The following is an 18,836-nucleotide window of genomic DNA, read 5'->3' as shown; positions in this document are numbered from 1 at the left end:
TGAAGCTTCAATCGGGAGACCCTTTTAGCGATAAAAACCTTACGTTATACTGGGTATACAAACTTGAGAATAGCGATTGGAGCTGAAGGTGCTCATGAATGGAAATTTTTTAGGCCGTATGATGTGGGGACTGTTCATTGTAGTCATCGGGATAGCGCTGCTGCTTGATCAAGGCGGCGTCGTGAACTTTGATCTAGGGGATGTTTTCAAAGTTTTCTGGCCCGTCCTGCTGCTGATTTTTGGTTTGCAGGAGCTGGTGAAGCACCGGACGAGCGGCGGGGGATCCTGGGGCGGCGCTATTATTATGATCGTCGGTTTTGTCTTCCTCGGGCGGAATCTGAACTGGTTCAATTGGTCGATGGGAGAATTGATCCGCTACGCGGTTCCCTTCGTGATCATACTGGTCGGCATCCGGCTCATTGTGAAGCCCAAGCCAAAGGAGAAGCCGACCCCGCCGGATGACTGGAAAGCCTATAATTACCCGCCAAGCGATCGGCCGGTTCCTCCCGCGCCGCCGCTTCATCCGGATCCGACCAAGCCGGCCGAGCCGAAGTCCACATTTGATCTAACCAAGAATCCAGCCCCGCAGCAGGGGCAGACGCCGCCCGATCCCTTCGGCCCGGATGCGCAGAGCGGTACCGGCGCCAACCCCGGCAGCGAGCCTGGCACCGATCCTGGCACCGATCCTGGCAGAGATTATGAGAGGCCCAGGAATCCGCATGAACAGCAGTATTACCATGAGAAGATGGAGCGGTGGGCGAGGAAAGCCGAACGGCTGCGCGAGCGAATGGAGCATCGCGCCCATCGGGTCCATCGTCATCACGGACGGGACAGCGAGCGGCATGACCGGGTTGAGTGGTGGAATCAGGATCCGAATGCGCAGAATCGCTCCGGTTTTATCGGAGATATATATGTCGGGCAGGATTACTGGGAATTAAAGCCGATGAATATCTCCCATTTTATCGGGGATACGGTGTTGGACCTGACCAAAGCGCAGATCCCGTTCGGTGTAACCAAAATCAATATTTCTTCATTTATTGGCGATGTAAAGGTGTTTTTGCCCAATGATTTTGAAGTCGGCTGCAATGTGATCTCGAGCGCTTTTATCGGGGACGTTGCCGTGCTCGACCGCAAAGAGGGAGGGATTTTTAAAAATATGAATGTAGAAACGGCGTATTTCCAGGAAACAGATAAAAAAATCAAGCTTGTCGTCAGCACCTTTATCGGTGATGTTCGCGTGACAAAGGTAGGTTGATTCCGCTTATGATGGTAAGATTGTTTCGAAACAGCAAATGGGACATGATTCTGATGTTCGCGGCCGCCTCCTCGATCTCTGTACTGTTATGGAATATTGGCAGTAAAATTGCCGATCCAAAGGTCAATAACAATGACCTTTGGATCGGTATTACGGCGTTATTCCTGCTTATCAGCGCTGGCTTCGGCTATTGGGCGGCCCAGCGGATTCAGCGGCGGATGGATATCCTCCATCTGGGGCTGAAACAAGCATCGCATGGCAATTACACGGCAAGGCTGCCGGAGGAGGGAGCTCGTAATTTTACGGCTGTATTTCGGGAATTCAACGATATGCTGGAATCGCTTGATCAGCGGACTCAGCTCATCCAGCAAACAGGCGAGGAGCAGGTCATGCGCGAGGCTGCTTCCAATGAAGCTGCCGTACTTGAAGAGCGCAAGCGTCTGGCCCGTGATCTGCATGATACTGTCAGCCAGCAATTGTTTGCTATTCATATGTCGGCCTCATCCCTGCCCAAGCTGCTGGAAATAAACCAGGAGCGTGCTGCTTCCGTTATGGAGCAGCTTATCTCGATGTCGTCGCTGGCCCAGAAGCAAATGAGGGGCTTTATCGCCCAGCTGCGGCCCATGGAGCTTGAAGGCCGTTCGCTTCAGGAAGCGCTCGACAAATGGTTTCCCGATTATTGCCGCCAGAACGCCCTGCAGGGCGTTCTGGAATGGCGGATCAAGGAGAAGCTTTCCGAGGCCAAGGAGCATCAGCTGTTCCTGATTATTCAGGAGGCCATGGCCAATATTGTGAAGCATGCAGGGGCGCAGACGGCTTTCCTTACCCTTGCCGAGACAGAACGGCAAATTGTGATGACGCTGCAGGACGATGGAGCAGGCTTTCGGGCCGATATGGTGAAGCGGGGATCATACGGCTTATCGACGATGCGGGAACGCTCCAACAAGCTTGGCGGGGATACCTCAATTATCAGCAAGCCGGGAAGTGGAACACGGGTGCGCGTGACGCTGCCGAATTATGTGAATAAAGGAGCCGGTCCGGATGAACTCGAGTAATCAATGGAAAATTATGATCGTGGACGATCATGACATGGTGCGTGCAGGACTTCGCACTTACTTAATGCTGGAGTCCAAATTTGACGTGGTCGCGGAGGCTGCCAACGGCGCTGAAGCGCTGAAGCTGCTGCGCGGGTTGAGTGCGGAGGAACGTCCCGATCTTATACTTATGGATCTGATGATGCCGATTATGGATGGCGTCGAGGCTACAGGCGCTATTATGAAAGAGTTTCCGGAGATGAAAATCGTCATGCTGACGAGCTTTCTGGAGGACGAGAAAGTGGTCGCGGCCGTTGAAGCCGGGGCAGTCAGTTACGTGCTCAAGACCGTGTCCGCAGAGGAGCTGATCTATGCGATCAGCGGGGCGGTCAAAGGGATGCCCGTTATGACGGCGGATGTGTCGCAGGCACTGACCCGCGGCCTGCGCCAGCGGACAACCACGCAGGGAGAGGACGAGGGACTGACCGAGCGGGAGAAGGAAGTGCTGCTGTTGATTGCCGAAGGGCGCGCCAATAAAGAAATCGCCGAAGAGCTGCATATCAGTATCAAGACTGTTAAAACCCATGTCAGCAATCTGCTGATGAAATGCGAGCTCGAGGACCGGACTCAGCTGGCTGTGCTTGCGCACCGCAAGGGTTGGGTGAAGACGGGATAAAAGAGGGAAACGGCGGGCATTGTAAAGGCATTAACCTATATCAAAAGGAGAATGCAACCCTTATGATCCCACTTTCATCCAAACTGGAATCCCGCGAGCATGAATTTAGCCAGATGAAGAACGCGCTGGAGGAGCATGAATTTGCGCTTGGCGGCAGCTGGAGCTATGAGGGCGGTTCATTTGACCGTTTTCTCGATGAAGCGCATAAAGTATGGCTGCGGCTTCCCTTCGACGTGGTCAGCGGCAACGTGGACAGCGAGTCGGATGATAATCATGCCCGGATAAGGATGGGGCAGCCGTTTGTGCTCAGGCATGTATACAATGAGGGACTGGATGAAGATACCGTGCCGCGGGTGATGGGAGGCCTGATCAATCAATTTCAGGGCCCGACAGATCCCGATGCCGAAATCGATTCCAAATGGATCGACAAGGCGAAGCATGTGCTGGGCGAGGTTGAGCAGATGTTTCCCCATTAAACGATTAAAAAAAGTCCGGAGCGTCTATTTATACATAGATGATCCGGTTTTTTTATTTCCTTTTATATGATTTTTAAGTTTGATTTAAGGTAGATTGTGCAAAATAGTCTTAAGACGATAAGCCGCAACTTAATAATAGCTATCATGGGGAACCATTATACTTAGGAGGAGATATACATGGACGATCAGAACAAAAAGAATTCTTTCGACGATTTCTTTCAACCGCGCAGAGATGAAGACAACAAGGAGCGCAATAACGGGGAGCGAGAAAATGACGCTGAGCCGTTTCAACCGCAAGCGGCGGATGAGCCGGCGCCATCGACAGGACCGAAGTCTTCTTCCTATTATTATTCCTACGGCCCTTTCAAGGCAAACAGCTCGGAGCAATCAGAAGAATCGATGAGCAGCCCGGACCAGAATAATGTTCCCGGCTCATCCATCCCGGATACCCAACCGGTGGAAATGACGCCTCCGCAGCAGCTGCGCGCGTTCGCGCCAACACAGTCGGCCAGAGGCGGCTGGCAGGTCAAGGAAAAGCGCCGTACTTCATTCAAGGCGATTTTTGCATCGTTCATGGTCGGTGTGGTCGCGGTCGGAGCATTGATGTTTGCCTCGGATTCGCAGAACTGGTTCACCGGGGCGCAGACAGCTCTCTCGCCTGCATCCAATCAGGCAGCGGCGGCAGTCACGAAATCCGGTGATGACGGCAAAGTATCGACGGCAGCCGATGTGGTCCGCCCGAACAATATTGCGCAAATCTTCGAACAGGCAAGCCCGGCTGTCGTCAAAATCGAAACCTTCGTGAAGCAGAGCGCTTCCCAGGGCGGCGGACTGAATGATGACTTCCTGCGCCAGTTCTTCGGGGATCAATTCGGGGGAGCCCCGGATGAGAACGGCCAGGGCGGCGGCGGCACCGATCAAGGCGGGGGCAGCGGCGATATGACGCCGGAAGGTCTGGGAACCGGCTTCTTCTTCGACTCCACCGGCTACATTTTGACCAATCAGCATGTCGTGGGAGATGCAGACGAAATTAAAGTCACGGTTCAGGGCCGCGCAGAACCGCTGGTGGCCAAAAAACTCGGCTCCGACTATAATCTTGATTTGGCTGTGCTGAAAGTGGAAGGAACCGACTTCCCGACGCTTCCCATAGGCGATTCCGATTCCATCGACATCGGTGACTGGGTTGTGGCTATCGGTAACCCATACGGCTTCGATCACACCGTAACCGTGGGAGTCCTCAGCGCCAAGGAACGTCCGATCAGCATTCAGGATACGGAAGGCACACGCAACTATGAGCATCTGCTGCAAACCGACGCTTCCATTAACCCGGGCAACTCCGGCGGACCGCTGATTAACCTGGAAGGTGAAGTCGTAGGAATCAATACGGCCGTCAGCTCGCAGGCGCAAGGCATCGGATTCGCGATTCCGACGAGCACGATCAAGGAGAACCTGGAAACCCTGAAGTCCAACAAGGAAATTCCAAAAGCGCCGGTGCCGTTCATTGGAGCGGAGCTGGCCGAAATTACAGACTCCATCGCCAAGCAGCTTGGACTGAGCAGCAAAGATGGGTCGATTGTCTCCAATGTTTACTACAAATCGCCGGCTTACGAGGCGGACTTGAGACAATATGATGTGATCACAGGACTTGACGGCACCAAATATAAAACACGCGAGGACTTGATTGCCCAGATTCAAAAGAAAAAAGTGGGCGATGAAGCGACGCTGAACATTATCCGCAATGGCAAGACGATGGATTTGAAAGTTACCATCGGCGATAAGAACGAGTTTCAATTCACCGGCGAACAATAATCCACTTGAAAAAAGACGCAGGCAGTGAAATGAGCTGCCTTGCGTCTTTTTTATGACCATTTTTGTAAAATAGTCTTTTCCATATTCATCATGCATTCTTACGTTTTGATAACCATCTGCGTTATACTATTAGTTGGAATAATACACAAAGCGATTATCAATTGACGGGGGAAATAAGATGAGACCGCATATATTGGTTGTAGATGACGATGAGAAGATTACATCCCTGCTCCGCAGAAGCCTGGCCTTCGAGGGCTACGAAGTGGTAACGGCGAATAATGGCCTGGAGGGTCTCAAATTAATGCTGACCAGCGACCCCAATTTGCTGATTCTCGATGTGATGATGCCGCAGATTGACGGCTGGGAGGTATGCCGCCGGGTACGTGAAGGCGGAAGCAGCGTGCCTATCCTGATGCTGACGGCCAAGGACGATATTCAGGACCGGGTGAAGGGGCTGGATACGGGAGCGGACGATTATCTGGTCAAGCCCTTCGCGCTTGAAGAGCTGCTGGCCCGGGTCCGGGCGCTGCTGCGGCGCAAATCCGACAAGCTTGAGGATTCCTCAACCCGTCTGCAGTATGAGGATTTGACGCTGGATCTGGATTCGCGCGAAGCCATCCGTTCCGGCCGGAGAATCGATTTGACCGCCAAGGAATTTGATCTGCTGCTGCTGTTTATGCAAAATCCGCGCCGCGTGCTCACGCGCGATGCAATTATGGATAAAATATGGGGATACGATTACAGCGGGGAATCCAACGTACTTGAAGTGTACATTGCAATGCTCAGACAGAAAACCGAGGATAAGACCGATAAACGGCTTATTCAGACTGTTCGGGGAACGGGTTATGTGCTCAGAGGAGAAGGAGGCTGACCGAAATGACGATTCGGTTGAAACTGACCCTTTGGTATTCCGTTGTGCTCGCAGCAACACTGATTGCATTCGGAGTGGCGATTTACTTCTTTGTCAATTATAACGCCTACAGCGATATGAGAGGCCGGATCAATAATCAGACGGCCAAGCTTGTAAAGAACATTAATTTCAATGGAATGGATTTAGGTGTCAATGGTGGCGCTTTGATCGATAATCAGTTGTATATTCAGCTGATCAATTATACCAACGGTGACCAGATAGCGGCACAATCTGCGAATTTATCAACGATTTCCATGAAACTGCCTTTCCCAAGGAGCGAAGAGATGCAGGGGAAGGTAGGCTACTACGATGATATCGATGTTTCGGGGAATCCGTTCCTGGTTTACCAGCAGCCGTTATACAGCACCGGCAACACGCTGGTTGGCCTGCTTCAGGTAGCGGCCTATTCCGGCCGTGAAGAGGCGCTTCTGAGCAATCTGCGGACGATTCTGGTCTTCTCCTCTATCGTTGCCCTGCTGATTGCCTTTACGGTGGGGCTGTTCCTTGCCCGTCAGGCTTTAAGGCCGATTGAGAATGTTATCCAGGCCAGCAACAAAATCCAGCACAGCTCCGATCTCAGCGTCCGGATTCCGCGGGAAGCGCCTAATGATGAGATGGGCCGGCTGACGGATACCTTAAACAATATGTTGGGCCGGCTGGAGACCACCTACAACGTGCTTGATGATGCCTATAAAGCGCAGCGCCGCTTTGTTTCGGACGCCTCTCATGAGCTGCGCACCCCGCTCACGACCATCCGCGGCAATATCGAGCTGCTGGAGCGGATGTGGCTTCCGGCACTGGAGGCCGCGCAGGCGGCGGATAGCCCTGTTGAGGCAGAAGCGGCGCTGGACCGCCTGCAGAGCGACGCGCAGCGCATAGCGCTGAGCCGGGAGGCGATGCAGGATATTGCCGGTGAAGCCAAGCGCATGTCCAGCCTTGTGAACGACTTGCTGGCGCTCGCCCGTGCGGATGCAGGCTATGAGATGGAGAAAACGATTCAGCCGCTGCTTCCGCTCGTAGAGGATGTTGCCCGCCGGGCCCAGCTGCTGCCGCGCACGGCAGAGTGGCGGATCGGCAATTTGATGCCTCTTGATGGGGTGGAAGTAGCGGGACATGCCGACTTTCTTCGCCAGCTGTTTTTTATTTTTGTCGAAAATGCGTTCAAGTACACACCGGCCGGTTATGTCGAAATCAGCGCGGTTCGGGCCTCCAATCAGGCAGGGGTTGTCATCAGAGATACCGGCATTGGCATGGACAGCAAGGCTATCCCCCATATCTTCGAACGCTTCTATCGCGCGGATGAATCCCGGGGAGAAACAACCGGAACGGGGCTTGGATTGTCAATCGCCAAGTGGATTATCGATGAGCACAGCGGATCCGTTGAGGTATCGACCCGCGAAGGCGAAGGAACGACCTTTATTGTATGGCTGCCAATCGCTTTCCTCGACAAGCCGAATCAGGTATAATAGAGCGAAACCGTCTTTTGAAGGAAGTGCTTGCTGCGCCGTCTGAGGCAGCCGTTTCTTCTTACCCTTAACAGCATGTATAAGTTACACACCTATAAATGTCGGTAAGGTCTAGGGGAAGAAACTTGGTATGCCGCCAGAGAATGGCGAGAGCCGATTCTGATTGAGCGGCAGATGTTTCTTTTTTGAGCTTGAGGAAAGAAGGCAGGTGTACGGTATGGAAATTGTCAAAATTTCACCAAGGGGATATTGCTATGGCGTAGTCGATGCCATGGTGCTGGCGCTCAAGACCGCTCAAAACCTGGAACTGCCGCGCCCCATATATATTTTGGGCATGATTGTGCATAACAGTCATGTGACCGACGCATTCGAGCGGGAAGGCGTCATCACGCTCGATGGCGAGAACCGCATGGAGATTCTCGAGCAAATCGAGAGTGGAACGGTCATTTTCACCGCTCATGGCGTTTCTCCGGAGGTTCGGAAACGCGCGCGTGACAGAGGGCTTACGGTCGTTGATGCGACATGCCCGGATGTGACCAAAACCCATGTCCTGATCCGCGAGAAAGTCGCCGAAGGATATGAGATCATCTATATCGGCAAGAAGGCTCATCCTGAACCTGAAGGCGCCATCGGAATTGCACCCGATCATGTTCATCTGATCGAGAGAGAGGAAGAGATCGATCTTCTGGACCTGCAGACCGGGCGCATTATCATAACGAACCAGACAACGATGTCGCAATGGGATATTAAACATATTATAAGCAAGCTGATTGCCAAATTTCCGACGGCGGAAATTCATAATGAAATTTGCCTCGCCACACAGGTCAGACAGGAAGCCGTCGCGGAACAGGCGGGCCAGGCCGAGCTTTGTATCGTGGTTGGCGATCCGCGAAGCAACAACTCCAACCGATTGGCGCAGGTGTCGGAGGAAATCGCCGGGGTGAAGGCATATCGGGTATCTGACGTAACGGAGATCGATACTGCTTGGCTCAAAGGCAAGACAAGAGTGGCTGTGACCTCAGGCGCTTCCACGCCCACGCCAATCACGAAGGAAGTTATTGCTTACCTGGAGCAGTACGACGAAGCAGACGACAAAACATGGGAAGCGCGGCGAACCGTTAATATCGATAAATTATTGCCAAGGCTTAGAACGAAGACTTCTGTATGATTAAAAAGAGCGCTACCCCCATGATTGCATCGCGAAAACCGCGCTCGATCAAACGTTGGCTGAAGCTTAAGTATACGCAGCTGTTGAGGGCTCCAGGCGGCCCTTCTTTCGTAGCTTTGGGATTTTCAATCGGAATGGCTGTTGAAATGTTTACATTGCCTACCTACGGACTTGCCTTCTTTCTTATTTTTCCATTGATATACTGGCTGAGGGCAAGCTTCGCAGGCGCGTTGATCGGCTTTGTTGTCGGGAAGATTATATTTATTCCGGTGGCCTTCATCAATACCTTGGTCGGTGGATGGGTGTTGCCGAGGCATATAAGCATCAATATTGAGTTTCTGCCCCAATGGATAAATCATGCTTTGCTCACGAATTTGAAGCTTATCGTCGGCGGCGTTATTGACGGCATCATCCTTGGAGCCATTTTCTACTTTCCCGTAAGACTTGCTTTGCAATTCTTCGCCAACAAGCGCCGCGAGAAGCGAAAATTGAAACGGGTGCAATTGGAGTCCAAGCCGATTTCGGAAATTTGATTTTGCATGTGCCGGCCTCTTGACGGGGCTGGCACATTCATGTATATTTACTTTAGCGATTAAAAGCATAAAAGCTTAAAAGCATAAAAGCGAACACGCGTTGAAGCGGGAAAAGGGGTATCTTATGATCGTCATTACAAACAGCCATGTTACAGAAGAGCGGATTAGTGAAATCGTCGAGCATATCGAGAAGACAGGCGTGCAGGCTCATGTATCAAGAGGAGTGGATCGTACTGTGATCGGAATTATCGGAAAAGCCGAGCCTACGCTGGCGGAGCATTTGCGCCAAATGACGGGTGTAGAGAATGTAATTAAGATTTCAAAATCCTATAAATTGGCAAGCCGGGATTTTCATCCGGACGATACCATTATTGAAATCAAGGGCGTTAAGATCGGCGGCGAGCATCTGGCCATTATGGGCGGTCCCTGCGCGGTTGAATCGCCGGAGCAGATTGATGAAATCGCCCGTTTGGTAAAAGCGGCAGGCGGACAGATCCTTCGCGGCGGCGCATTCAAGCCGCGTACCGGGCCTTACAGCTTCCAGGGTGTCGGCGTTGAGGGGCTTGTAATGATGGCGGAAGCAGGCAAGAGGCATGGTCTGCTGACGATCACGGAAGTAATGACACCGGAATATGTGGATGTCTGTGCAGAATATGCGGATATTTTACAAATAGGAACACGCAATATGCAAAATTTCGATCTCTTGCGCAAGCTTGGCACGATCAAGACGCCTGTTCTGCTCAAGCGGGGATTCAGCGCTACCTACGACGAATTGCTTAATGCCGCCGAATACATCCTGGCAGGCGGAAATCCGAACGTTATGCTTTGCGAACGGGGAATCCGCACATTCGAATCCTACACGCGCAATACGCTTGATCTGGCAGCCATCCCTGTGCTGCAGCAGCTCAGCCATCTGCCGGTCATATCTGATCCGAGCCACGGCACTGGGCGGCGTGAGCTGGTCGAGCCGATGGCCAAGGCATCGGTTGCAGCTGGCGCTAACGGCCTGATTATCGAGATGCATACCGATCCTGACAACTCGATGACAGGCGACGGCGTTCAATCGCTGTTCCCGGATCAATTCGCCAACCTCCTGAAGGAGCTGGAACAGCTTGGGAATCTGGTCGGAAAGAAATTTGACACTCCCAAAGAGCCTGCGGACTATTTCGCCAGCTGGAAGATCTAAGCTAGGCTAAGCTGACATATCAAGGAAAGTAATGGAAGCTGCAGAACCTTGCCAAGCAAGGCTTCTGCAGCTTTTTTGAAATGAAAAAAGCAGTATGGGACTGGCTCGTTTCTCATACATGAAGAACCTGAATCCGCCGACAAATGACAGCATTTTCCGTTTATTCTTATGTGTCAATCGTCTTATTGAAAACATTCCAACAAATGTGTGAAGATACCTGACAAATGCGTTAAAAATATCTGACATAAGTATTGACGGGTGCTAGGCTTAATTCTATAATTACCTCATGGTTTCGGTGAAAAATTGAACATTCAAGGTTCAATACTAAGCAAACGTTCGGAAATGGAGGAAATTTTCAAATGTCAGCACAAAACGTATTAAACACAATTAAAGAAAACGAGATTCAGTTTGTCGATTTCCGTTTTGTCGATTTATCTGGTCGCGCTCATCACATTACGCTTCCTTCGACAGAAGTAGAAGAGGAAACTTTCGAGAATGGCGTCGCATTCGACGGTTCTTCGATCCCGGGCTTCCGCGGTATTGAAGAATCCGATATGGTGATGATGCCTGACACGGAAACTGCCTATGTGGACCCCTTTACGGAGCATCCGACGCTGAACATCATGTGTAATATTCATACGCCTGACGGCGAACGTTATGACCGCGATCCGCGCAGCATTGCGCACAAAGCGGAAGAGTTTCTGAAAAAATCCGGTGTAGGTACGGCGGCATTCTTCGCACCGGAATCCGAATTCTTCATTTTCGACGATGTTCGCTACGAAAGCTCCATGAATTCTTCTTCTTACTTCGTGGACTCCGAAGAAGCGGCATGGAACACCAACCGCAAGGAAGAAGGCGGCAACCTGGCTTTCAAAGTTGGCGTTAAAGGCGGTTATGTTCCGGTTGCTCCGGTTGATTCACAGCAGGATATCCGCAGCGAAATGGTTCGTTTGATGCAGGAAACCGGCCTTCGCGTCGAGCGTCATCACCATGAAGTTGCCACAGCGGGCCAAGCAGAAATCAACTTCCGCTTCGACACGCTGACCAAAACAGCAGACAACCTGATGAAGTACAAATACATCGTGCACAACGTAGCCCGCATGAGCGGCAAAGTAGCTACATTTATGCCTAAACCGCTGTTTGGCGATAACGGAAGCGGGATGCACGTTCACCAATCCATCTTCAACGGTGATTCACCGTTGTTCTATGAGAAAGGTGCCTATGCAAACCTGAGCCCGATGGCTATGCACTACATCGGCGGAATTCTGCACCATGCTCCAGCGCTGATCGCATTGTCCAACCCATCGACGAACTCGTTCAAACGACTCGTTCCTGGATACGAAGCTCCGGTCAATCTGGTATTCTCCAAAGGTAACCGTTCCGCTGCTATCCGTATTCCGGTTGCGGCTGTAACACCTAAAGGCTGTCGAATTGAATTCCGTACACCGGATTCCACGGCTAACCCATACCTCTGCTTCGCAGCTATGCTGCTTGCAGGACTCGACGGCATCAAACGCAAAATCGATCCAGTCGCTCTCGGTTATGGTCCTTTCGACAAAAACATCTATGAGCTGTCTGATGAAGAGAAGAAAGAAATCCGTTCGGTACCGGGAACGCTTGACGAAGCGCTCGACGCTTTGGAAGCCGATTCCGAATTCCTGACAGAAGGCGGCGTGTTCTCCAAAGACTTCGTTGAGAACTACGTAGCATTCAAACGCCAGGAAGCCAAAGCTGTATCCATCCGTGTTCATCCGCACGAGTACAGCCTGTATTTCGACTGCTAATCAGCTAATCATTACGCACTTATTTCGATCACGAACCCTTCCGACGTGGAGGGTTCGTTTTTATGTCTGACTTGTTCCCGGATCAATGGGAAACAGAGGGATGAATATGCGTTCCTCCCGAGAGGAGAGCCATTTTTTCAACATTGAAGGAAGCATAAGCTTCCACTGTATGTTGCTTCTATTTATGAAGGAAGCTGCGCCGCAAATGGGCGGCGTTAGCCGATTCTTCTTGTGCACTATTTTACTTGATGCCAATACTCAAACTTGTTATAGTTAGCCATATGTGAAAAGAAGACTGGAGTGGGTAAGGGTGACCAAACGCGCATATAATTTCAATGCAGGACCGGCTGCGCTGCCGCTGGAAGTACTGCAGCAGGGGCAAGAGGAATTTATCAATTTTGCAGATTCAGGCATGTCGATTATGGAAATGTCGCATCGCAGCGCGATCTACGAAGAGGTTCATAATGAGGCGCAATCCCTGCTTCGCGAATTATTAGGGGTACCGGATTCCTATAAAGTATTGCTTCTGCAAGGCGGAGCAAGCACGCAATTTGCCATGGTACCGATGAATTTGCTTCCGGCCGGCAAGGTTGGGGCTTATGTAATGACAGGAAGCTGGGCGGAGAAGGCGGTCAAGGAAGCGCAGCTGTTTGGAGAGACAGCGGTGGCTGCCTCCTCGGAAGCGGACAAGTTTAACCGGATTCCGGATTTGTCCAACATCCAGATTCCGGCTAATGCGGCTTATCTGCATGTTACCTCCAACGAAACGATAGAGGGGACGCAGTATAAAGCTTTTCCGGAGACCGGCGATGTGACGCTGATTGGAGATATGTCCAGCGATATTATGAGCCGTCCGGTAAATGTGGGCCAGTTTGGCATGATTTATGCAGGGGCGCAGAAGAATTTGGGGCCATCCGGGGTAACCATTGTAATCGCCCGGGAGGATCTGGTCGCTGCAAGTCCCAAGAGTGTTCCGACCATGCTGCGTTATGATACCCACGTGAAAAATAATTCCCTATATAATACACCGCCATCCTTCTCGGTCTATCTTGCCGGGCTTATGCTCAAATGGGTGAAGGGCAAAGGCGGCGTTGCGGCCATCGAACAGATCAACCGCGACAAAACCAGACTGATTTATGATACAATCGACCAAAGCGGCGGTTTTTATCGCGGATTCGCAGACCCGTCCAGCCGCTCGGATATGAATATTACATTCCGGATTCATACCGAAGAGCTGGAGAAGCGGTTCGTCCAGGAATCGGAGCAGCATGGTTTCGTAGGTCTGAAGGGCCATCGCAGTGTTGGCGGCCTTCGGGCATCCACCTATAATGCCGTGCCGGTAGAGAGCTGCAGAGCGCTGGCCGAGTTTATGAGCGACTTCCAGAAGCGTAACGGCTAAGGAACAGGGCATAAGCCTGATGGCATAAATAAATAGACCGCCCGGTCTTCGTATGATGTCGAAGATGGGGCGGTCTATTGTTATGCAGGGATTAATCTGCTGTTTGGTGGAGGTTTTCCATAGCGCTTGGGCCGGTCAGCTTGTAGCCTACATTGCGTACTGTCATAATGTACTCAGGCGTCCGCGCATTCTTCTCGATTTTGTCGCGGAGATGGCTGACATGGACGTCAACGATCCGCGTATCGCCGAGAAAATGATAATCCCATACGCCATAGAGAAGCTGCTGGCGGCTGAGCACTTTTCCGCGATGGCGGCAAAGAAACAGCAGCAGCTCAAACTCCTTGGGTGTTAAATCAATGCTTTTTCCATCCTTTTGAACCTCACGCTGCTCTGTGAATACAGTCAGCTGGCCGATCTCATGTACAACGTTCTCGCTAGCGCCCGGCAGGACCAGGGTACGGCGGAAAACGGCTTGTATACGGGAGAGCAGCTCTTGCGGCGAGAAAGGCTTGGTCATGTAATCGTCTGCGCCATTGTCAAGGCCCGTGATCTTGTCGGTCACATCCTGCAGTGCCGTCAGCATCACGATCGGAACCGCGTTGTTCTGCTTGCGGAGCTCGCGGCAAACCTGAATGCCGTCCATTTTGGGCAGCATCAGATCGAGTACAATCAGATCGGGTCGAAATGGTTTTAATATGTCAAAAACGGCTTCGCCATCTTGGACACAGCGTACGTCATAGCCAGCCAATTTCAAATTAAATTCGATCAACTTGGAGATGGAAGGTTCGTCATCAACGACTAAAATTTTCTTCTTCATCGTCCTGTTCTCCTTTACTCACGTTATGGCTCCATTATGACAAGTAACATTTCTCATAAGATTAAGGCTACGTAAACCCTGTGTTAAATGTTTGGAAGTCGTAAGATAATTGTAAAATTGAAAGGGGAAGTTATAATGGCTTTTCACATCGTGCTTGTCGAGCCGGAAATTCCGGCCAACACAGGCAATATTGCCCGAACATGCGCTGCTACGGGCACACATCTGCATCTGGTGCGTCCGCTGGGTTTCAATACGGATGACCGGACCTTGAAGCGGGCAGGGCTGGATTATTGGCATGCGGTAAAGGTTCATTACCATGATTCATTTGACGAACTGACGGAGTTATTTCCGGAAGGCCGATTTTTTTGCGCCAGCACGCGGACTCATACCCGTTATTCGGATCATACGTTCCGGGATGGCGATTTTTTTGTTTTCGGCAAAGAGACCAAGGGGCTGCCTTCATCGATTCTGGATGCTTACCCGCAAACGGGTATGAGAATTCCGATGACGGACAAGGTCCGTTCGCTGAATTTGTCGAATTCGGCGGCAATTATTATTTATGAGGCATTCCGGCAGCTGGATTTTGCAGAATTGGAATAACAGAATTAAAGTGAATGTAAATACAAGGTAATTTACCTTTATATGGGATAATTAATGATGAGATTCGACATTACTTGCAGGATATTAAGAAAATATTGATAAGGGAAGGAAAATGACCCTTCTTAACGAAAGCTTATAGATGCGTATGTTTATATATGGACTCGCAATTATTAATGACAAGAAGAGGTGAAGACGTTGAAACCGGCAGGCGTAGTGCGTAAAGTCGATCAACTGGGCCGAATTGTACTGCCCAAATCGCTGCGCAAAAGATATCAGATGAATGAAGGCGATCCCGTGGAAATTCTTGTCCAGGGTGACCATATTATTTTAGAGCGCTACCGTCCTCGCTGCGTATTTTGCGGTTCGATAGACGATGTCCGTGAATTTAAAGAGCGTTATTTATGCTCCGCATGCATCACAGAAATGAATGCCTTGCGCCGCTCCTGATGAACAAAGCGGCAGCATGATCGTCAGATAAAACTGAAGTTGGCGCCGATGCTGCGGCGGGGCTTGGCGGGCTGAGCCTTCCGCACCTGACATAGGCGAATTGCTGCCATGCGCGTTTTTGGATGTGGATCAACAAAAAGAAGCTTCGGGCGGTTGATGATCAATCGCCCGAAGCTTCTTTTTTTGTTTAAAACTTATAGAATGTTTAACGTCTCATATCGATAAATTTCTACAAGTTCAGAGGGAAGAAAATTGCTTCGCCGCCACAAGACGGCGTCAGCCGTTTCTCAACTCAGACAAAGCTAAGTATGCTGTATAAGTCTCTTGATTAGCTTGCGTTGGTTCTTATGCTGCTTACAAGCCTTCGGTCTTATCATCGTTGTAGGACGAAGTGACAATGGCGACCAGGAACAATAGAAAGACAACTATCACGATCAGGAACTTTATCGTCATCCTGCACACCTCCAATACGCTTCTTCTATTATACCCAACCCTGCTGGAAAAGAAAATTGCAAAGTTTGAACAAGTTGTTACAACCTTAAATAGACATAAAACAGCAAGAAAGCTGCAAAAGACAGGATCCGATTCTTTTTTCACCAGCTGTCGATGGTGTTGCCCATCCGCATAATTGCGCGTAAAATGTAAATAGCGGTTTAAGACAGGGGGCGAAAGCAAAGTGGACTACCGGTTCTCAAGTCATGTGGAGCGGCTGCAATCTTCAGCGGTTCGGGATATCTTGAAGTTGACGCAAGGCCAGGAAATCATTTCCTTTGCAGGCGGTCTGCCCGCCGAGGAACTGTTTCCACTGGAGGCAATCAGCGATGCTGCTCAGCGCGTATTTGCTGCGGGCAAGGGTTCTTTGCAGTACGGGCTGACTGAAGGCTATCTGCCGCTGCGTGAGCAGTTATGCGGCCGTATGGCTGCCAAGGGTATGCAGGTTGAGCCGGATCAGATGATTATGACCACTGGCTCCCAGCAGGCGATCGATTTGATTGTCCGTGTTCTGATGGAGCCGGGCGACGTGGTGCTTGTGGAAAATCCGACTTATTTGGCGAGTTTGCAGGTATTTAATCTGGGCGGTCTACGGATTGTTCCGGTGCCAAGCGACAAGGACGGCATGATCATGGCCGATGCGGAACGCCTGATGCGTGAGCATAAGCCAAGAATGGTCTATGTCGTGCCTACCTTTGGGAATCCGACGGGCCGGGTATGGAGTCTGGAACGCCGCAAAGGATTGCTGGAGCTGTGCAGCCGATTTGGTATCCCTATACTTGAGGATGACCCATATGGGGAAATTAAATTCAACGCAAACGATTATTTTCCAACGCTGTTTTCTCTGGCAGGAGCAGCGGACGGAGGCGGCGTTCTGTATACGAGCACATTTTCCAAAACCGTCGCTCCCGCGCTTCGCACCGGCTGGGCCATCGGCGACCGCCGTGTTATCCAGATGCTGGCCAAAGCGAAACAGGCGGCTGATCTGCATTCCAGCACACTGGATCAGCAGACGCTTGACCAGCTGCTGCGGGAATTTCCGCTGGATGAGCATATCCGGAAGATCGGAGATGCCTACGGCGCGCGCCTGGGACAAATGGAAAACTTGCTGAAAAGCCAGAATTGGCCGGATGTGAAATGGATTACGCCCCAGGGCGGGATGTTCCTGTGGCTGGAGTTTCCCGAAGCGCTCGACACGCAGGCTCTACTGCGATCTGCGGTGACCAAGGGAGTTGCCTTCGTACCAGGGGCAGCCTTCTATGCAGCGGCTCCACAGCGCCATACAGCGCGGCTCAACTTCACGTATACCGAAGGGGAGCGAATGGCGCTTGGCATTTCGCGTTTAGCGGAGGCGCTTGGAGAGTTCACGGCCCGACTTTAAAAAACCAAAGCCCCGATCGCCGCAATCTATGGTGATCGGGGCTTTTTTTTTGGAGATGGAGAAGATAAGTGCGCAGCCGGATTTTTACGAAGAAACCGCAATCGTAAACTGCCCTTCATGGATCTGGATGGGACGGCAGTCAAGCTGCTCGCCGGGTACGTTGGTGGATTGGCCGGTTGTCGAATCAAACGACCAGTAATGCAGCGGGCAGATCAATTCATTCTCCCAGGGCCGCACAACGCCGCCTGCATGAGGGCAGATGGCGGATACCAGCTTATATTCCGAAGGGGCATCTTCTTGGCTAGTCGTTTGTATAATAAAATAAGGATCACGGTCAATGGTAACGGATGCAGGAAAACTTGTAAAATCGTCAACACTGCCAATGACACGGTATCCGACGGATTCAGGTAATTGTTCGCTCATTTCTTTCTCCTCCTTGAATTTGGTTCTGCCGCTGTCCGCTTGACAGCCAGGCATTAATCACATCGGCATATTCCACGACAGCGGCAGTGCCGCTTTCTTTTAAACGGTATACACCGCGTTCGACCCGCTCGAACCAGCCGTAATAATCTTTTTGCATAATAAAGGCGGCCCGCTGCACGCCGGTAAGCTCTGCCGCTCTGCGCGGAGGGAGCTGGCCGTGCAGGCTGAGAGCCCAGGCAATACGAAGCGCCTTCTCACGGTAAGCGGTAACAAGTTTGCGCCTTGTGCTTCCTCCCGTGTTATAATCACCGCTTCGTTCGCGAAATTCATGAAGCAGACGCGTCTGACGCAAGGGGCGCTGACCGCGGACCGGCGGATCGCCCGGCTCGCAGAGCACATCGAGCACCGGCGCTTTGGTCTTGAAGAAGGTAACGGTCATCAGGCCGAGGCCCAGCATCCGGCACAGCTCGGTCAAATCGCCGAAGCGCTGATTGTGAGCGCCGCTTTTCTTGCGGTTGCGTTCAATCGCAAGCATGACCTGGCCGTTCAGCCGCAGCCGTTCAATCCCCTGCAGAAGAAGAGGGAGCGTAAAGGTTTTTTTCATTTCAACAAGAATGGTCTCGCCGCTCAGCGGATGGATGGCGACAAGGTCACAATGCATGATCTCGCTTTTCACTTCGAAGCCCATGGCTTCAAAGTAGGTTTTGACTGGCTTGTAGAGTTCGGTTTCATGCTTGACTGCCATGAGTGGCGCTCCTTTCCCTTAGCGTCTTTGGCGATTATAACATATTCGGGCAGGGTACTCAGCCATTAATTTTGATTGTTCAAATTTTTAGGGAAGCGCCTTCATTCGACCTTAATGCCCCCGGAGATTGACCTGCTTTTTGTCATCTTAGTCTGGTTTTATCAGAATTTGACGAATGAAAGGCAGTCAATTTTGCGTTATTGCAGTTATAGCGTATTCCTTGTACCCTTTTGCA

Annotated in this window: 18 protein-coding genes; 15 read left to right on the top strand and 3 right to left on the bottom strand. The window is 51.3% G+C overall.

From position 1 onward, the window contains the following. Positions 1 to 94 precede the first annotated feature (94 nt). From liaF to serC, 12 genes are all read left to right on the top strand, one after another. Positions 95 to 1,255 (top strand): cell wall-active antibiotics response protein LiaF, encoded by a 1,161-nt coding sequence (gene liaF, locus AC0YOB_RS30095; protein WP_475795923.1) that lies wholly within the window; start codon positions 95 to 97, stop codon positions 1,253 to 1,255. A gap of 8 nt (positions 1,256 to 1,263) precedes the next feature. Continuing rightward, on the top strand, positions 1,264 to 2,310 hold the full coding sequence (locus AC0YOB_RS30090; RefSeq protein WP_210038459.1) for a sensor histidine kinase: 1,047 nt from the start codon (positions 1,264 to 1,266) through the stop codon (positions 2,308 to 2,310). Beyond that, positions 2,297 to 2,965 (top strand): response regulator, encoded by a 669-nt coding sequence (locus tag AC0YOB_RS30085; protein WP_210038460.1) that lies wholly within the window; start codon positions 2,297 to 2,299, stop codon positions 2,963 to 2,965. The genes AC0YOB_RS30090 and AC0YOB_RS30085 overlap by 14 nt, the downstream gene beginning before the upstream one ends. A 62-nt stretch (positions 2,966 to 3,027) precedes the next feature. Next, complete coding sequence (locus AC0YOB_RS30080; protein WP_475795922.1) at positions 3,028 to 3,441, top strand: YugN family protein; 414 nt, start codon at positions 3,028 to 3,030, stop codon at positions 3,439 to 3,441. Between the two features lie 177 nt (positions 3,442 to 3,618). Continuing rightward, complete coding sequence (locus tag AC0YOB_RS30075) at positions 3,619 to 5,250, top strand: S1C family serine protease (RefSeq protein ID WP_475795921.1); 1,632 nt, start codon at positions 3,619 to 3,621, stop codon at positions 5,248 to 5,250. Positions 5,251 to 5,428: 178 nt separating this feature from the next. Further along, the gene (locus tag AC0YOB_RS30070; RefSeq protein WP_210038463.1) at positions 5,429 to 6,121 is read left to right on the top strand and encodes a response regulator transcription factor; all 693 of its coding nucleotides are present in this window, start codon (positions 5,429 to 5,431) and stop codon (positions 6,119 to 6,121) included. A gap of 5 nt (positions 6,122 to 6,126) precedes the next feature. Next, entirely contained in the window at positions 6,127 to 7,626 is a 1,500-nt protein-coding gene (locus tag AC0YOB_RS30065; RefSeq protein WP_475795920.1) for a sensor histidine kinase, read from the top strand. Between the two features lie 217 nt (positions 7,627 to 7,843). Then, positions 7,844 to 8,794: a 4-hydroxy-3-methylbut-2-enyl diphosphate reductase gene (locus tag AC0YOB_RS30060; RefSeq protein ID WP_475795919.1), complete on the top strand. Its 951-nt coding sequence runs from the start codon at positions 7,844 to 7,846 to the stop codon at positions 8,792 to 8,794. After that, positions 8,791 to 9,327, top strand: coding sequence for a DUF2062 domain-containing protein (locus AC0YOB_RS30055; RefSeq protein WP_475795918.1), 537 nt, complete (start codon positions 8,791 to 8,793; stop codon positions 9,325 to 9,327). Before AC0YOB_RS30060 ends, AC0YOB_RS30055 begins: the two co-directional genes overlap by 4 nt. A gap of 124 nt (positions 9,328 to 9,451) precedes the next feature. Further along, the gene (gene aroF / locus AC0YOB_RS30050; RefSeq protein WP_475795917.1) at positions 9,452 to 10,513 is read left to right on the top strand and encodes a 3-deoxy-7-phosphoheptulonate synthase; all 1,062 of its coding nucleotides are present in this window, start codon (positions 9,452 to 9,454) and stop codon (positions 10,511 to 10,513) included. A gap of 359 nt (positions 10,514 to 10,872) precedes the next feature. Further along, complete coding sequence (gene glnA, locus AC0YOB_RS30045; RefSeq protein WP_210038467.1) at positions 10,873 to 12,297, top strand: type I glutamate--ammonia ligase; 1,425 nt, start codon at positions 10,873 to 10,875, stop codon at positions 12,295 to 12,297. Between the two features lie 310 nt (positions 12,298 to 12,607). Beyond that, complete coding sequence (gene serC, locus AC0YOB_RS30040) at positions 12,608 to 13,696, top strand: 3-phosphoserine/phosphohydroxythreonine transaminase (RefSeq protein ID WP_475795916.1); 1,089 nt, start codon at positions 12,608 to 12,610, stop codon at positions 13,694 to 13,696. A gap of 91 nt (positions 13,697 to 13,787) precedes the next feature. Here serC and AC0YOB_RS30035 read toward each other — a convergent pair whose 3' ends face one another. Continuing rightward, the gene (locus AC0YOB_RS30035) at positions 13,788 to 14,513 is read right to left on the bottom strand and encodes a response regulator (RefSeq protein WP_210038469.1); all 726 of its coding nucleotides are present in this window, start codon (positions 14,511 to 14,513) and stop codon (positions 13,788 to 13,790) included. 135 nt (positions 14,514 to 14,648) lie between these two features. Between AC0YOB_RS30035 and trmL the strand changes: the two genes are divergently transcribed. The 3 genes from trmL (at position 14,649) to AC0YOB_RS30020 (ending at position 17,433) form a co-directional block, all read left to right on the top strand. Beyond that, on the top strand, positions 14,649 to 15,113 hold the full coding sequence (trmL, locus tag AC0YOB_RS30030) for a tRNA (uridine(34)/cytosine(34)/5-carboxymethylaminomethyluridine(34)-2'-O)-methyltransferase TrmL (RefSeq protein ID WP_475795915.1): 465 nt from the start codon (positions 14,649 to 14,651) through the stop codon (positions 15,111 to 15,113). A gap of 195 nt (positions 15,114 to 15,308) precedes the next feature. After that, positions 15,309 to 15,560, top strand: coding sequence for an AbrB/MazE/SpoVT family DNA-binding domain-containing protein (locus tag AC0YOB_RS30025; RefSeq protein WP_210038471.1), 252 nt, complete (start codon positions 15,309 to 15,311; stop codon positions 15,558 to 15,560). A gap of 676 nt (positions 15,561 to 16,236) precedes the next feature. Next, positions 16,237 to 17,433: an aminotransferase-like domain-containing protein gene (locus AC0YOB_RS30020; RefSeq protein WP_475795914.1), complete on the top strand. Its 1,197-nt coding sequence runs from the start codon at positions 16,237 to 16,239 to the stop codon at positions 17,431 to 17,433. 84 nt (positions 17,434 to 17,517) lie between these two features. Here the strand turns inward: AC0YOB_RS30020 and AC0YOB_RS30015 are convergent, their stop codons facing one another. Both AC0YOB_RS30015 and AC0YOB_RS30010 read right to left on the bottom strand, forming a co-directional pair. Next, positions 17,518 to 17,856, bottom strand: a complete 339-nt coding sequence (locus AC0YOB_RS30015; protein WP_475795913.1) for a Rieske (2Fe-2S) protein — start codon at positions 17,854 to 17,856, stop codon at positions 17,518 to 17,520. After that, a complete protein-coding gene (locus AC0YOB_RS30010; RefSeq protein ID WP_475795912.1) occupies positions 17,837 to 18,601 on the bottom strand; it encodes a DUF2161 domain-containing phosphodiesterase in 765 nt (254 codons plus the stop codon). Before AC0YOB_RS30010 ends, AC0YOB_RS30015 begins: the two co-directional genes overlap by 20 nt. Positions 18,602 to 18,836: the final 235 nt, after the last annotated feature.

Source organism: Paenibacillus sp. JT31N17 (assembly GCF_056269255.1).
Note: the sequence above shows the minus strand (reverse complement) of the source record. Positions and strands in the feature narration are given on the sequence as shown.

Coding starts and splice junctions, on each gene's coding strand:
- liaF (WP_475795923.1), top strand. CDS start 95: ATGAATGGAAATTTTTTAGGCCGTATGATGTGGGGACTGTTCATTGTA.
- AC0YOB_RS30090 (WP_210038459.1), top strand. CDS start 1,264: ATGATGGTAAGATTGTTTCGAAACAGCAAATGGGACATGATTCTGATG.
- AC0YOB_RS30085 (WP_210038460.1), top strand. CDS start 2,297: ATGAACTCGAGTAATCAATGGAAAATTATGATCGTGGACGATCATGAC.
- AC0YOB_RS30080 (WP_475795922.1), top strand. CDS start 3,028: ATGATCCCACTTTCATCCAAACTGGAATCCCGCGAGCATGAATTTAGC.
- AC0YOB_RS30075 (WP_475795921.1), top strand. CDS start 3,619: ATGGACGATCAGAACAAAAAGAATTCTTTCGACGATTTCTTTCAACCG.
- AC0YOB_RS30070 (WP_210038463.1), top strand. CDS start 5,429: ATGAGACCGCATATATTGGTTGTAGATGACGATGAGAAGATTACATCC.
- AC0YOB_RS30065 (WP_475795920.1), top strand. CDS start 6,127: ATGACGATTCGGTTGAAACTGACCCTTTGGTATTCCGTTGTGCTCGCA.
- AC0YOB_RS30060 (WP_475795919.1), top strand. CDS start 7,844: ATGGAAATTGTCAAAATTTCACCAAGGGGATATTGCTATGGCGTAGTC.
- AC0YOB_RS30055 (WP_475795918.1), top strand. CDS start 8,791: ATGATTAAAAAGAGCGCTACCCCCATGATTGCATCGCGAAAACCGCGC.
- aroF (WP_475795917.1), top strand. CDS start 9,452: ATGATCGTCATTACAAACAGCCATGTTACAGAAGAGCGGATTAGTGAA.
- glnA (WP_210038467.1), top strand. CDS start 10,873: ATGTCAGCACAAAACGTATTAAACACAATTAAAGAAAACGAGATTCAG.
- AC0YOB_RS30035 (WP_210038469.1), bottom strand. CDS start 14,513: ATGAAGAAGAAAATTTTAGTCGTTGATGACGAACCTTCCATCTCCAAG.
- trmL (WP_475795915.1), top strand. CDS start 14,649: ATGGCTTTTCACATCGTGCTTGTCGAGCCGGAAATTCCGGCCAACACA.
- AC0YOB_RS30015 (WP_475795913.1), bottom strand. CDS start 17,856: ATGAGCGAACAATTACCTGAATCCGTCGGATACCGTGTCATTGGCAGT.
- AC0YOB_RS30010 (WP_475795912.1), bottom strand. CDS start 18,601: ATGGCAGTCAAGCATGAAACCGAACTCTACAAGCCAGTCAAAACCTAC.